This is a genomic window from Xylanimonas sp. McL0601 (assembly GCF_049852175.1).
GTDB lineage: Bacteria > Actinomycetota > Actinomycetes > Actinomycetales > Cellulomonadaceae > Xylanimonas.
Map to the genome: position 1 here is coordinate 62,615 of NZ_CP187527.1, position 13,464 is coordinate 76,078.

13 protein-coding genes are annotated in these 13,464 nt (G+C 71.7%); 6 read left to right on the top strand and 7 right to left on the bottom strand.

The features are described from left to right. Positions 1-68 precede the first annotated feature (68 nt). Both ACO4JP_RS00285 and ACO4JP_RS00290 read left to right on the top strand, forming a co-directional pair. Positions 69-1,049: a ribokinase gene (locus tag ACO4JP_RS00285; protein ID WP_425955411.1), complete on the top strand. Its 981-nt coding sequence runs from the start codon at positions 69-71 to the stop codon at positions 1,047-1,049. A 109-nt stretch (positions 1,050-1,158) separates the two neighbouring features. Next, positions 1,159-2,964: an SLC13 family permease gene (locus ACO4JP_RS00290; protein WP_425955412.1), complete on the top strand. Its 1,806-nt coding sequence runs from the start codon at positions 1,159-1,161 to the stop codon at positions 2,962-2,964. A gap of 12 nt (positions 2,965-2,976) precedes the next feature. Here ACO4JP_RS00290 and ACO4JP_RS00295 read toward each other — a convergent pair whose 3' ends face one another. Next, positions 2,977-4,428, bottom strand: a complete 1,452-nt coding sequence (locus ACO4JP_RS00295; RefSeq protein WP_425955413.1) for a leucyl aminopeptidase family protein — start codon at positions 4,426-4,428, stop codon at positions 2,977-2,979. A 337-nt stretch (positions 4,429-4,765) separates the two neighbouring features. Between ACO4JP_RS00295 and ACO4JP_RS00300 the strand changes: the two genes are divergently transcribed. After that, entirely contained in the window at positions 4,766-5,974 is a 1,209-nt protein-coding gene (locus ACO4JP_RS00300) for a hypothetical protein (RefSeq protein ID WP_425955414.1), read from the top strand. Positions 5,975-6,161: 187 nt separating this feature from the next. Here the strand turns inward: ACO4JP_RS00300 and ACO4JP_RS00305 are convergent, their stop codons facing one another. After that, the gene (locus ACO4JP_RS00305) at positions 6,162-6,299 is read right to left on the bottom strand and encodes a hypothetical protein (protein ID WP_425955415.1); all 138 of its coding nucleotides are present in this window, start codon (positions 6,297-6,299) and stop codon (positions 6,162-6,164) included. A 181-nt stretch (positions 6,300-6,480) separates the two neighbouring features. Here ACO4JP_RS00305 and ACO4JP_RS00310 point away from each other — a divergent pair, with 181 nt between their 5' ends. After that, complete coding sequence (locus tag ACO4JP_RS00310) at positions 6,481-6,633, top strand: hypothetical protein (protein ID WP_425955416.1); 153 nt, start codon at positions 6,481-6,483, stop codon at positions 6,631-6,633. Positions 6,634-6,729: 96 nt separating this feature from the next. Then, positions 6,730-7,257, top strand: a complete 528-nt coding sequence (locus ACO4JP_RS00315; RefSeq protein ID WP_425955417.1) for a DUF1697 domain-containing protein — start codon at positions 6,730-6,732, stop codon at positions 7,255-7,257. Positions 7,258-7,324: 67 nt separating this feature from the next. Here ACO4JP_RS00315 and ACO4JP_RS00320 read toward each other — a convergent pair whose 3' ends face one another. The 4 genes from ACO4JP_RS00320 to ACO4JP_RS00335 form a co-directional block, all read right to left on the bottom strand. Next, positions 7,325-7,495, bottom strand: a complete 171-nt coding sequence (locus ACO4JP_RS00320) for a hypothetical protein (RefSeq protein WP_425955418.1) — start codon at positions 7,493-7,495, stop codon at positions 7,325-7,327. 73 nt (positions 7,496-7,568) lie between these two features. Then, positions 7,569-7,844: a metal-sensitive transcriptional regulator gene (locus ACO4JP_RS00325; protein ID WP_425955419.1), complete on the bottom strand. Its 276-nt coding sequence runs from the start codon at positions 7,842-7,844 to the stop codon at positions 7,569-7,571. Then, positions 7,841-9,541: an FAD-dependent oxidoreductase gene (locus ACO4JP_RS00330; RefSeq protein WP_425955420.1), complete on the bottom strand. Its 1,701-nt coding sequence runs from the start codon at positions 9,539-9,541 to the stop codon at positions 7,841-7,843. The genes ACO4JP_RS00325 and ACO4JP_RS00330 overlap by 4 nt, the downstream gene beginning before the upstream one ends. A gap of 58 nt (positions 9,542-9,599) precedes the next feature. Then, entirely contained in the window at positions 9,600-10,463 is an 864-nt protein-coding gene (locus ACO4JP_RS00335) for a C40 family peptidase (RefSeq protein ID WP_425955421.1), read from the bottom strand. Between the two features lie 199 nt (positions 10,464-10,662). Between ACO4JP_RS00335 and ACO4JP_RS00340 the strand changes: the two genes are divergently transcribed. Next, a complete protein-coding gene (locus tag ACO4JP_RS00340) occupies positions 10,663-12,765 on the top strand; it encodes a heavy metal translocating P-type ATPase (protein ID WP_425955422.1) in 2,103 nt (700 codons plus the stop codon). A gap of 21 nt (positions 12,766-12,786) precedes the next feature. On the opposite strand, the gene ACO4JP_RS00345 is transcribed toward ACO4JP_RS00340, so the two are convergent. Then, positions 12,787-13,407, bottom strand: a complete 621-nt coding sequence (locus ACO4JP_RS00345) for a cation transporter (RefSeq protein WP_425955423.1) — start codon at positions 13,405-13,407, stop codon at positions 12,787-12,789. Positions 13,408-13,464: the final 57 nt, after the last annotated feature.

Consider the following 13,464-nt stretch of genomic DNA (forward strand, 5'->3'; position numbering starts at 1 on the left):
CGGTCTCGGTCAGCAGTCTCGGGAAACCAGGGCGCGATCTCGATCTCGGAGCGCCCTAAGGTGCCCCCATGTCCGCGCCTTCAGCAGCTTCCAGCATCGTCGTCGTCGGCTCCGTCAACGCCGACCTGATCGCCCGCGTCGCCGCACATCCCTCCGCCGGCGAGACGGCGCTCGGCGAGTCGATGACGGTGCTCGCCGGCGGCAAGGGGGCCAACCAAGCGGTCGCGGCGTCACGGCTGGGGTCGCGCGTGGCGATCCTCGGGTCGGTCGGCGACGACGCGTTCGCCGCCCCGGCGACCGGCACCCTGAAGGAGGCGGGCGTGGATCTCTCGGCTCTCAGAGTCACGCCCGGGCCGACGGGGATCGCGATGATCGTGGTGGCCGCGGACGGGGAGAACTCGATCGTCGTCGTCCCGGGTGCGAACGCGGCGGTGGACGGCGGGTTCGTCGGCGGCCATGCCGAGAAGATCGCGGCGGCGAGCGTCGTCGTCGTCTCCTGCGAGATCCCGCGCGACGGCGTCGAGGCTGCGGCGCGGGCCGCCACCGGGCGTGTGGTGCTCAACCTCGCACCGGTGATCGAGCTCGATCCCAAGGTCGTCAGACTCGCCGACCCGCTGGTCGTCAACGAGCACGAGGCTCGAGGAGCGCTGACGATGCTCGGTGGAGCAGCCGTTGGCACCGCGACGGGCCACGCCGATGTCGCGCGAGCGCTCGTCGCGGCCGGCGTCCGCTCCGTCGTCGTCACCCTGGGCGCTGCCGGCGCCCTCGTGGCGACGGCGGACGGCGTCGTCGTGGTCCAAGCCCCGCGCGTCACCGCCGTCGATACGACCGGCGCAGGCGACGCCTTCATCGGTGCGCTCGCCCACCGGCTCGCAGCTGGCGACGAGCTCGACGACGCCGCAAGGTTCGCGGTGCGGGTCGGGGCGTACGCGGTCACGAAGGTCGGCGCGCAGGCGTCCTACCCCGACGCCAGGGATCTCCTCCCGAGTCGCTTGTCAGGGCCAGGGCGCCCCGGAGCGCGCCCTGGCCCTGACAGCCCGCAGGTGTAGCGGCTGCGCAAGAAGTGGCACCACGTCTGGGCGGGAGGAGTCGAACCTGGGGCGGTGGCTTCCCGCGCGGCAGCAGGTGCGGTTCGGTGCGGGATGGGAGGCTGAGCCCATGACGCCGGCAGAAGTCAGTCTGCTGATCTTGGTGGTGGCTGTCGGTCTCTTCGTGTGGAACCGGCTGCCGGTCGGCCTGGTGGCCATCTTCACGGCGTTGTCGCTGTGGGCGACCGGGCTGCTCTCGGTCGAGGAGGCGCTCGGCGGTTTCGGTGACCCGGTCGTGGTCTTCATCGCCGCCTTGTTCGTGGTCAGCGAGGGGATCGACAGCGCCGGGGTGACCTCGTGGGCAGGCCAGGCGTTGCTCAACCTGGTCGGAGACCGGCCCCGGCTGCTCACGGTCACCGTCATGGTGCTGTCCGCGGTGGCGAGCGCTCTGATCTCGTTGAACGGTGCCACCGCGGCGCTGATCCCGCTCGTGGTCGTGGTCGCCGCGCGGATGGGTTCGGAGGCGGCGCACCTACTCATGCCGATGGTCTTCGCCGGATCCGCCGGATCCTTGCTCGTACTCACAGGCAGCCCGATCAACATCGTCGTCTCCGACGCGTCGCAGGGCGCCGGGGCGGGCGGTTTTGGATACTTCTCGTTCGCGATCGTCGGGCTGCCGCTGCTCCTCGGCACCATCGTGATCGGCGTGCTGCTGGCTCCTCGGCTCGTGCCGGCGCGGAACGCAAGCCGTCCGACCGCGGACTTGGGTGGGTATGCCGGGACCGTGGCCGAGTACTACGAGCTGCGCGACGGCTTCTACCGGCTCCGCGTCCGGGATGGGTCACCCTTGGTCGGTCTGCCGGTGGCCGAGCTACCCGGGCGGGTACCGCACGGAGTCAGCGTCATGGGCACGCAAGCTGGGCTGGATGCACCGGTACAGGTCCCGACGTCCCTGGCCGTCGGCGACCGGCTGATCGTGAGCGGGTCAGCCGCCGATGTCACCAGCTTTGCGGTGGATGCGGCACTCGCCGTGGCGATGCAGCCGGTCACGGCTGACGGCGGATCGCTGATCAGCCGCGAGATGGGCGCCGTCGAGGTGGTCGTCCCGCCGAGGTCACCTCTGGTCGGGGAGGAGGTGTTCCCGGGGATGGCACGCGGACCGGAGCTGGTCATCTTGGCCGTGCGACGGCTGGGTCGCGACCTTGGCCCCCGGCCGACCAAGCTGGCCGATGGTGACAGCCTGCTCCTCCATGGCTCGTGGGCAGCCGTGGACGCGCTGACTCAAGACCACCACGTTCTTGTGGTCACGTCGCCCGACCTCGTGCGACGGCAGGCGGCCCCGCTCGGCACCAAGGCAGCGACGGCGCTCGCCGTCCTGGCGGGCATGGTCGTCCTGCTGGCCCTCGGCCTCGTCCCGCCCGCCATCGCTGGCCTGGGAGCGGGGGCAGCGATGGTGCTGTTCCGCGTCGTGTCGGTGCAGCAGGCCTACCGTTCCGTGTCCTGGCAGACCGTCGTGCTGATCGGCGGGATGATCCCGCTGTCGACGGCCATCCAGCAAACGGGAGCGGCCGATCAGATGGCGACCGTCCTGCTCGACGTCGTCGGCGTCGGCAGACCACTGCTGCTGCTGGTGGTCTTGTTCGGCGTGACCGCCGTCCTGGGTCAGTTCGTGAGCAACACGGCGACGGTGCTCATCGTCTTGCCGGTGGTGGTCGCGGCCGCGGGCGAGGCACACGTTTCCGTGCAGCCATTTCTCATGATGCTGGCAGTCGCCGGCGCCTCGTCATTCCTCACGCCGGTCGCCACACCGGGCAACATGATGATCCTGGGGCCGGGCGGGTACCGGTTCGGCGACTACTGGCGACTCGGCCTGCCGATCCTGATCTATTGGCTCCTTGTCACCGTTGTCGTCGTCCCGCTGGTCTGGCCGTGGTGAGGCCCGCTCTGATCAGCGGACGCTCGACGGGTCGAACCTGAGGGCGAGCTCGACAAGCAGCCGGCTGCCGAAGGCGGTCGGGCCCTTCGGGAGCCATCTGGTCGCCGTCTCGGCCTGTGCCGTGCCGGCGATGTCGAGGTGGGCCCAGGGAAGGCCGCCCACGAACTCCTCCAGGAAGAGCGCGGCGGTGATCGAGCCCGCGTTCGGGCCACCCAGGTTGGTCATGTCGGCGATCCCGGAGTCGAGCTGGGCCCGATACCGCCGCACGAGCGGCAGGGGCCAGACGGGCTCGTCGGTTCGCTCCCCAGCGGCCTGGACCTGGGCCATGATGCCGTCGGCGTTGCCCATCAACCCCGCCACCTCCGTGCCGAGGGCCCGCAGGCAGGCACCGGTCAGGGTGGCGATATCGACGATCGCGTCAACCCCGTCCTCCACCGACAACGCGAGGGCATCGGCCATCACGAGCCGACCTTCGGCGTCGGTGTTGAGCACCTCAACCGTCTTGCCGTTGCGCATGGTGAGCACGTCACCCAGCTGCATCGCGGACCCCGACGGCATGTTGTCGGTGCACATGAGATACCCCGTGACCGTGGTCGGGCACTCCAGCTCCCGGAGGACCGTCATGGCGGCGAGGACGGCCGCCGCGCCGGACATGTCGTTCTTCATCTGGGAGTGCGACAGGTCGCTCGGCTTGAGGCTGATGCCACCGGAGTCGTACATGATGCCCTTGCCGACCAGTGCCAGGTGACCGCTGCTCTGCTCCGGGACGTAGCGCAACCGGATCATTCGCGGTGGCTCGAGGCTGCCCCGGTTGACCCCGAGAAGACCGCCGCACCCCATCCGGACGAGGTCGTCCTTGTCGAACACCGCCACCTCGAGCCCAGCGTCGGGGCCCAGATGCTCAGCCAGATCCGCCATGGCCGCTGCCGTCAGCATGCGGGCGGGACAGGTGGCGAGGTCACGGGCGAGCATGGCCGCGCGCGCCGACAACCAGCCGCGGCGAGAGCCCTCCTCGACCGCTGCCTGTTCGCCGTCCGGTGCGACCAGCGTCAGGGCAGTCACCGGGACGACGCTGGACTCGGTGCTGCGGAGGCTGAATCGGTAACGTGCGAGCAGGATGCCCTCGACGATCGCGGCCGCGGCATCGCCCGCCGTCATGGTCGACGAGTGCGGCACCCGCGTCGCCAGTCGCGCGTCGTACGGGACGGCTGTGGCGAATGCTGCCGCCGCATCGCGAACCTGGGTGGGCGTCAGGTCCTCGAGCTCACCCACCCCGACCGCCACCTGCGTGGGGCCTTGTGCACTGGGGATCGGCAGCGCGGAGCCGACGGTGGGTTTGAACCCAGCGCGGGCCACGACGTCCAGGTCCATGCCGAGCGGCTCCAGCGCCTCGCCGGAGGACGTGACCGGGAGACTCACGGCGTCGACGTCGTGTAGCGGGTCGTCGGGACCGACGGTGCTCAAGCGGACGGAGGAGCGTAGCGAGGGTGCGACATCGGTGACCTCGGCCGTGGACATGGATCCTCCTCCGCACGAAGGGCCGAGCAGTCATCGAGACGCGGCACGGGTAATGCTCTCGCTGACGTCGCCGTCAGGCTGGTGTGCACGACGTCTCGAGCGGGCATTACCACCCGCTGCTCGCTGGGTGGTGCGACCATACCGCGGGTCAATCTGGGGCGCGATGCGTGAGCCCTGTCGACGCAGCCGAGGGGCTTCGGCGTGGCACACGCAGGGCAGAGCCCTCGGTTGTATATTGCGAAAACCTCGCTGCTGGGCGTTGCGGCACCGAAAGGATCGTGGGATGAATCCGGTCTTGGCATTCGTGATCGTGATGCTCGTGTGGACGATCAGCGACTTCGTCGCCAAGAAGACAAAATCCCTCCTGTCGTCGCTCTTCGTGGCGTCGATCATCTTTCTGATCGGGTTCCTCACGGGCATCTTTCCCGAGGACCTGCTGACAAGCTCGTCCCTGCTCGCCCTGGCCGGCGTGGTCGTGGGGTTCGTCATCGTGCACCTCGGGACCATGATCAGCCTCGAGGACTTCAAGAAGCAGTGGAGGACGCTGCTGGTCGGCATCGCGACGGTCATCGGGATCGGCGTGGCGTTGCTGATCGCCGGTCTCATCTTCGGCGGCGGGATCCACCCGGGGACCTACGACGCCGTCGCCGCGCGACCGCTCGACTTCGTCGTCGCGGGCGTCGGCGCCTTGAGCGGCGGCACGATCTCGGTGATCATCGTTCAGGAAGCAGCTCTCGGCGCCGGCCTGACCGCCGTAGCGATCTTCCCGGTCCTCATCGCGGCGCTGCAGGGACTCGTCGGGTTCCCGCTGACCTCGATCATCCTCCGCCGGGAGGCAGCCAGGCTCAAGGGCGAGTACCGAGCAGGCAACATCAGCGCACCCGCGGACGCGGAGGAGCAGGTCAAGGCCGAGGGCCGCCTGCCCGCCCCGCTGCGCACCACCGCGGGCACGCTCTTCATCGTCGGCGTCGTGGTACTGATCTCTATCTTGATCAACAACGTCACCGATGGGATTCTCAATACGTTCGTCGTGGCTCTGCTCTTCGGTATCGCCCTGCGGACCTTCGGCATCTTCAAGCCGTCGATCCTCAACGGGATCGACGCCTTCGGGCTGATGATGATTGCAATCCTGATCTTGATCTTCGGGCCGCTGGCTACCGTCAACGCCGGCGATCTGGCCCGCCTCGCCCTGCCCTTGCTGATCTGCTTCGCCTTCGGGGTCGCGGGTATCGCCGGCTTTGCGGCACTCACCGGAAAGCTCCTCGGTTACAGCGTCTCCATGTCGATCGCCATCGGCCTCACCGCGCTGTTCGGCTTCCCCGGCACCATGGTTCTGTCCCAGGAGGCGGCCAAGGGGGCGGGAGAGTCGGCCGAGGAGGTCGCCGCGATCGAGCACGAGATCCTGCCCAAGATGATCGTCGCCGGCTTCTCCACGGTCACGATCACCTCGGTCGTCGTGACGAGCATCATCGCCGGCCACATCGGCGGTTGACGCTCGAGAGCGGAGGCGCCCGGGGAAGGTTCCGGGCGCCTCCGCCGTCGTACAAAGGTTCGCGGTGCGGGTGTGGGGCACCGAGAAGAGCATCAGCATTCGACGCGTCCGGCTTCGGGCGGCTGTCCGCATCGCCGCCAGCGATGAAGCACCGGCACTTTGGTGATCGAGCCGGGGCGCTCACTGGTCAGACGACGGGGCCGCCCCGGAAGGGATACGGCTCGAGGGACTCTTGGCGCGACGGCGTCGCGGCGGGACGCAGGCGCGAGCTCGCCACGAGCCGCAGGCTCAAGGCCTGGGCATCAGCGGTGGTCGCGCGCGTCACGGTCGTTCTCCTCGGGTCGCGACGGGCGGCTCGCCCGTCGTCTGCGTGGATGAAGGTAGGTGCTGGTGTGGATGGCCCGCCAGCGAATATGTGCGGCGTCATCCCCAGGGCTGATGCCGCCGTCACAGGTTCATCCACAGGTCCGACGACGTCGGCGCGCGCCGCCCGTAGCGTCCCTGACATGTCCACGCACCTGCACAGGCTCAGCCCACGCGAGGTCGCGAGCCTGACCACCACGTCCCGTCCTCACGCCGAGTCGGTGATGTCCGGCGTTCTCGCCGCGCTCGCCGTGCTGCTCCTGCTCGCAGCAGGAATCGCAGCCCTTCTCCGCTGAACACCCCCTTTCGACGTCGTAGGTGGTGGCGTTCTCGGGCGGAGAACGCCACCATCTCCTACGTTCAAAGCGAGGAAGCCAACCGGGAGGAGCGCTGTGACCACGCACGTCGTCCTGCTGCGCGCGGTCAACGTCGGCGGCACGGGCAAGCTGCCCATGGCCGACCTGCGGCGGCTCGCCGAGGACGCCGGCTTCACCGGCGTCGAGACGTACATCGCGAGCGGCAACCTGCTCGTGGAGTCCGACGACGGCGAGGCAGCCGTCGGGCGCACCCTCGAGGAAGCGCTCGAGGCCTATGCGGGCAAGCCGGTCGGGGTGCTGGTGCGCTCGCCCGACGAGCTGCGGCAGGTGCTCGACGCGAACCCCTTCCCCGACGCCCGCGGCAACCGCGTGGCGGTGATCTTCCTGCCCGCGGCACCGCCGTCGGACGCCCTCGAGAAGGTCACGCGCGCCGACGACGGCGAGGAGCTCCGGCTCGGGAAGCGGGCGCTGTACGTGCACTACCCGAACGGGATGGGGAGCTCGAAGCTGCGGATCCCCGCGGCCGCGAAGGGGACGGCGCGCAACGTCAACACGGTCGCCAAGCTGCTGGAGCTGGCGGAGAAGCGCCGCCACGGCGGTTGAGCTCGTCGAAGTCACCGCGACGGCAACGTGGGGTGGTTTCGACGAGCTCAACCAGCGGGGCCGGGCGTCAGCGCCCGAAGAGCTTCGAGAAGAAGCTGCCACCCGACGACGGCGCCGCGTCGTCGTGGCCGCCGCACCACTGCGCGGCCGGGACCTGAGCCTTGACGCTGTCGACGTGCTGGCCGCAGCCGGCCCAGGTGGTCTTGCCGCAGGTCGAGCAGGTGGCGGGGTAACACATAGGGATCTCCTTCAGGGACGGGTGGTGGTGGTCTCGACGAGCTCGACCACCGGGGATGACGGGAACACAAGGCTCAGGCGAGCATGAGGAAGAGCTTCTCCAGCTCTTCCTGGGTGAGGCCGTTCTCGGCCTCGGCGGTGCCGACGGGGTCGGTGAGGCAGTCGCGCATCGCCGTCGAGACGATGGCGAACCCGGCCCGGTCCAGCGCGCTGGACACCGCAGCGAGCTGCGTGACGACATCCCTGCACGAGCCGCCGTTCTCGACGGCCGCGATGACGGCGTCGAGCTGGCCGCGGGCGCGGCGCAGCCGGTTCACGATCTTCTTCTGGGCCTGGGCGTCGGTGGTCATCGGGCCAGCACCTCCTCTTGGACGTCGCCGGAGACTAGACGGTCGGCCGCCGCCGGCCCGAGGGCCGCCCGCAGCGTGAGCATCCCGCCCGAGAGCGAGGCGGAGTCGAACCCGGCCGCGGCCAGCACGCGGTGGGCGATGTGGGCGCGCACGCCGGACTGGCAGGTGACCCGGACGGGGCGGCCGGCGGCGGCGGACCGGACCTCGTCGAGGCGGTCGCGCAGCACTGTGTGCGGGATGTTGAGCGCGCCGGGGATGTGCCCGGTCGCGAACTCCGCGGGGGTGCGCACGTCCAGGACCAGGGCGGACGCGGTGACGGTGTCGAGCTGGTCGGCGTGCCACAGGCGCAGGGTGTCGTCCAGGACGTTGGCGGCGGCCATGCCGGCGAGGTTGACCGGGTCCTTGGCCGCGCCGAACGGCGGGGCGTAGGCCAGGTCCAGGTCGATCAGGTCCTCCACGCCCAGCCCGGCGCGGATCGCGGTGGCCAGCACGTCCAGGCGCTTGTCCACCCCGTCGGCGCCCACGGCCTGGGCGCCCAGCAGGCGCCCGTCGTGGGCGAAGTGCACGACCAGGTGCAGCTGGGTGGCGCCGGGGTACCAGCCCGCGTGCTGGGCCGGGTGCAGGTGCAGGGTGTGGTGGGCGATGCCGGCGGCGGCGAGCGCGGCGCGGTTGGCGCCGGTCAGCCCGGCGGCCAGCGCCCCGACCCGCACGATGGCGGTGCCGACCGCGGCCGGGACCGGGCGCGCGGTGGCCGGGCGCAGGATCGCGTCGGCGACCTGACGCCCGGCCCGGTTGGCCGGGCCGGCCAGCGGCACCGGGCGGCGCACGCCGGTGATCGCGTCGGTCGAGACGACGGCGTCGCCCGCGGCCCACACGTGCGCCAGGTTGGTGGCGCCGTGCGCGTCGACCACGATCGCGCCGCGCTCGGTCACCACCCCGGCCGCCGCGAACACGGCGGTGTCCGGGCGCACCCCGACCGACAGGACGACCAGGTCGGCGTCCAGGCGGGTGCCGTCCGACAGCACGACCACGTCACCCGTCCCGGCGGATGGCTCGATCGCGGTGGCCGCCACGCCGTCGTGCACGGCCACGCCCAGGCGGGTCAGCTCGGCGCGGACCAGGGTGGCCAGCTCCGCCTCCAGCGGGGGCAGCACGTGCTCGGCCAGCTCGACCAGCGCCACCTGCAGGCCCGCGGCCGCGAGCTGCTCGGCCGCCTCCAGGCCGATGAAGCCCGCGCCGAGCACGACCGCGCGGCGGGCGCCGGCCTCGACCCAGCCGCGCACGGCGACCGCGTCCGGCACGCTGCGCAGCGTGCGCACCCGGGGGGAGTCGATGCCCGGCAGCGGCGGGCGCACCGCCTGCGCGCCCGGCGTCAGCACCAGCGCGTCATAGGAGATGGTCTGCTCGCCCGACGGCGTGCGGACCGCCACGGTGCGCGCGCCGGCGTCCAGGCCGACCACGTCGTGGCGCGTGCGCACGTCCAGGTTCAGCGCGGCCCGCAGCGACGCGGGCGTGTGGACCAGCAGCCCCTCGGCCGAGGCGATCTCCCCACCCACGTGGTACGGCAGCCCGCACCCCGCGAACGAGACATGCTCGCCCCGCTCCAGGACCACGATCTCGGCCGACTCGTCCAGACGCCGCGCACGGGCCGCAGCACTCATCCCGGCGGCCACGCCGCCCACGATCACGATCTTCATGCCGACGAGAATACCCCCGGGGGTTTATGCCTCCGGGGGTATCAGCGTGCGTCGTCGGTCACACCACGCGGAGGAAGACCGGGTTCGACTGCCAGATGTTGCTGGTGCGCACGATGTAGCCGCCGGGACGCGTGGCCTCGACCTGCCGGCCGTTGCCGAGGTAGATCGACACGTGGCCGGGCGACCAGATGATGTCGCCGGGGCGCGCCTCGGCCCTCGAGATGCGGCGGGTGTGCGACGAGTCGCGCATCGCCGTCGACTGGTGCGGCAGGTTCACACCGAGCTGGCGGTACGCGTAGACGACCAGGCCCGAGCAGTCGAAGCCGGCGGGCGAGGAGCCGCCGAAGACATACCGCGTGCCCACGTACCGCAGCGCGATGCTCGCGGCGGCCGACCAGTCGCCGGTCGGCGCCGGGGCCTCGGTCGCCGGCGCAGGGGCCTCGGCCGGGGCCTCCATCCCTGCCGTGGACGGCGAGGCCGCCGCCGGGTCCAGGGTCGGCGACGCGGGCGGCGGAGGCGGCGGCGGGGCGGGCGTGACGCGGACGACAGCGACGGCGGCGCCGTCATCCGCCGTGCGCTCGACCTCGATGACCGCCTCGGCGGAGACCTGGACCGTGGGCGCCGCACCGAGGGCCTCGCGGGCGTGGTCGGCGATCTGCTCGACGCTGACGCGCGTCGCCTCGAGAGCGGTCGCCTCGACGCGGGTCTCGGCGGCGCGCGGCTCGGTTGCCGCGTCCGCGCCGAGCGTCTCCGCGCCGGCGGGCGCGATCGCGGACATCACGATGCCACCGGCCGTGGCGACGACGACAGCGCTGCGACCGGCGCCCTTCGGGCCGTCGGCGGCGACGGCGCGGATCGCCCCGGTCAGGGTCGAGAGCGGAGTGCGCTCGGCACGGTGCCGCGCAGTGTGGCGTGAGTTCAAGGAGTTCCTCGAGGCCGCGGTCGGGGAGGGGTGCGGCGCGTGCGGCGTGGGTCCACGCCGGACGTGTGGTCCGACCGTGGCAGGAGGGGCGGACGCGCCGCGAGCCGCTGGCGTTCGGCGATCGCCGTCAAGTCGACTATCGACCGCAGATACCCCTAGGGGGTATCGTGTCGTTACACGACGATCAGGGAGGGCAACAATGTCGATGGCGCATCACGACCACCTGGAGCGCACCGCGGGTCGCGAGGACGCCGACCACTCCGCGCACGCCGACCACCACGCGCTGCTGTACCGCCGCCTGTTCTGGATCATGCTGACGCTCGCCGTCCCGACCGTGCTGCTCAGCAGCATGTTCGCGGACCTGGTCGGATACCAGCTGCCCGGCTGGTCAGGGCTCGGCGCGGTCGCGCCCGTGCTCGGCACGGTGATCTACGTGTGGGGCGGCCGCCCGTTCCTCACGGGGGCCGTCGACGAGGTCAAGGCCCGCCGTCCCGGGATGATGCTGCTGGTCGCGATGGCGATCACGGTGGCCTTCGTCGCCTCGTGGGGCGCCACGCTCGGCCTGCTCGACAGCGACCTCGACTTCTGGTGGGAGCTCGCGCTCCTCGTCGTGATCATGCTGCTGGGCCACTGGCTGGAGATGCGGTCGCTCGCGCAGACCTCCTCGGCGCTCGACTCGCTCGCGGCGCTGCTGCCGGACGAGGCGGAGAAGCTCACCGACGGCGTCGTGGTCACGGTCGCACACGCGGACCTGCTGGTCGACGACGTCGTGATCGTGCGCCCCGGCGGGCGCGTGCCGGCCGACGGCGAGGTCGTCGAGGGTTCCGCGGACGTCGACGAGTCGATGATCACCGGCGAGTCGCGACCGGTCGCCCGCGGCGTCGGCGACCGGGTCGTCGCCGGCACGGTCGCGACCGACGACGCGCTTCGCGTGCGGGTCACCGCCGTCGGCGAGGGGACCACCCTGGCGGGCATCCGGCGTCTGGTCGCCGAGGCCCAGTCGTCGACGACGCGTGCGCAGCTCCTCGCGGACCGCGCTGCTGCACTGCTGTTCTGGTTCGCCCTCGCAGCAGCGGTTGTCACGATCGTGGTGTGGAGCCTGGTCGGCAGCCCGTCCGACGCCGTCATCCGCGCCATCACCGTGCTGGTGATCGCCTGCCCGCACGCCCTCGGGCTGGCGATCCCGCTGGTCGTGTCGATCTCGACCGAGCGCGCAGCCCGGGCCGGCGTCTTGGTCAAGGACCGCGCCGCGCTCGAGCGCATGCGGTCGGTGGACACCGTGCTCTTCGACAAGACCGGGACCCTCACGCAGGGCGAGCCGGTGGTGAACACCGTCGTCGCCACCCGGCGGGCGCGCGAGCTCGTGGGGGCCGCCGGGCGCGGACGTGGTGGTCGCGACGGGCTCGACGACCCGACGACGGAGGACCAGGTGCTCGCCCTTGCCGCCGCCGTCGAGGCCGACTCGCAGCACCCGCTCGCTCGGGCGATCGTCGCGACCGCCGCCGCGCGGGGCGTGACGGCGCCGGCCGCGACCGGCTTCACGTCGTCGACCGCCGTCGGCGTACGGGCGACAGTGAACGGGCGGGAGGTCGCCGTCGGCGGCCCACACCTGCTCGCCGAGCACGGGCTCGCTCCCCTGCCCGAGACCTCGGCGTGGTCCGAGAGCGGTGCGATCGTGCTGCACGTGCTGGTCGACGGCGTCGCCGTGGGGGCGCTGTCGCTGGCCGACGAGGTGCGGCCGCAGGCGCGCGAGGCCGTCGACGCGCTGCACCGGCGCGGCGTCCGGGTCGTCATGGTCACGGGCGACGCCGAGCCGGTGGCACGATCGGTCGCCGCCGAGCTCGGCATCGACCAGGTGTTCGCGGGCGTACGCCCCGAGCACAAGATCGGCAAGGTCGTCGAGCTGCAGGGCGCCGGGCGTACCGTCGCGATGGTGGGCGACGGCGTCAACGACGCACCTGCGCTGGCACAGGCCGACGTCGGCATCGCCATCGGCGCGGGCACCGACGTCGCGATCGCCTCGGCCGGCGTGGTGCTGGCCTCGGACGACCCCCGATCGGTGCTCTCGGTCATCGAGCTGTCGCGGGCCGGGTACCGCAAGATGCGCCAGAACCTGTGGTGGGCCGCGGGCTACAACCTGGCGGCCGTGCCGCTCGCGGCGGGCGTGCTGGCGGGGATCGGGTTCATCCTCCCGATGGAGGTGGGCGCGCTGCTCATGTCGGTCTCGACGATCGTCGTGGCGGCCAACGCCCAGCTGCTGCGCCGGCTGGACCTGCGGCCGGATGTGTCGGCGGCGCGCTGAGGGGCGCCGCTGCGCGCGGGCTCAGCCCACGTCCTCGCCGGCGAGGGCCTTGGCGGCGAGGCGCTCTTCCTCCGAGACCTCCCAGACCTCCCAGGCCGCGTGGAGCGCGAGCAGGATGATTCCGCAGCCCAGGACGAGGTCCGGCCAGCCCGATCCCGTCCAGGCCGTGAGCACGCCCATCGCGATGACCGCGACGTTCACGAGCACGTCGTTGCGCGCCGAGAGGAACGCCGCCCGCGACAGCGACCCGCTCGAGTGCCGCAGGCGCACCAGGAGCAGCGCGCTCACGCCGTTGATCACGATCGCGCCGAGCGAGGCGAGCACCAGCGGCACGACCTCGGGGGCCTGCGGGTGGGAGAAGCGGTGCACGGCCTGGACCGTCGCGTACGCCGCAGGGCCGAGGAGGATCAAGGCCATCAGCTTGCCCACCAGCGCGCGGCGGGCGAGCGGCCAGCCGAGCGCCGCGAAGATCAGCACGTTGATCGACGTGTCCTCGAGGAAGTCCACGGAGTCGGCCAGCAGCGACACCGACCCGGCCGAGAGCGCCACCGTGAACTCCACGAAGAAGTAGGCGAAGTTCAGCCCGGCGACGACGAGCACGACCCGCCGCAAGCGACGGGCGGGGTCCTGGGTGTCGGTCACGGGTTCATTCTGGCGGAGTTGCTCACACCAGGTCGGCCGTCGAAGGGTGCAGTCTGC

Coding starts and splice junctions, on each gene's coding strand:
- ACO4JP_RS00325 (WP_425955419.1), bottom strand. CDS start 7,844: ATGACCACCGACGCCCAGGCCCAGAAGAAGATCGTGAACCGGCTGCGC.
- ACO4JP_RS00285 (WP_425955411.1), top strand. CDS start 69: ATGTCCGCGCCTTCAGCAGCTTCCAGCATCGTCGTCGTCGGCTCCGTC.
- ACO4JP_RS00290 (WP_425955412.1), top strand. CDS start 1,159: ATGACGCCGGCAGAAGTCAGTCTGCTGATCTTGGTGGTGGCTGTCGGT.
- ACO4JP_RS00310 (WP_425955416.1), top strand. CDS start 6,481: ATGTCCACGCACCTGCACAGGCTCAGCCCACGCGAGGTCGCGAGCCTG.
- ACO4JP_RS00300 (WP_425955414.1), top strand. CDS start 4,766: ATGAATCCGGTCTTGGCATTCGTGATCGTGATGCTCGTGTGGACGATC.
- ACO4JP_RS00340 (WP_425955422.1), top strand. CDS start 10,663: ATGTCGATGGCGCATCACGACCACCTGGAGCGCACCGCGGGTCGCGAG.
- ACO4JP_RS00330 (WP_425955420.1), bottom strand. CDS start 9,541: ATGAAGATCGTGATCGTGGGCGGCGTGGCCGCCGGGATGAGTGCTGCG.
- ACO4JP_RS00320 (WP_425955418.1), bottom strand. CDS start 7,495: ATGTGTTACCCCGCCACCTGCTCGACCTGCGGCAAGACCACCTGGGCC.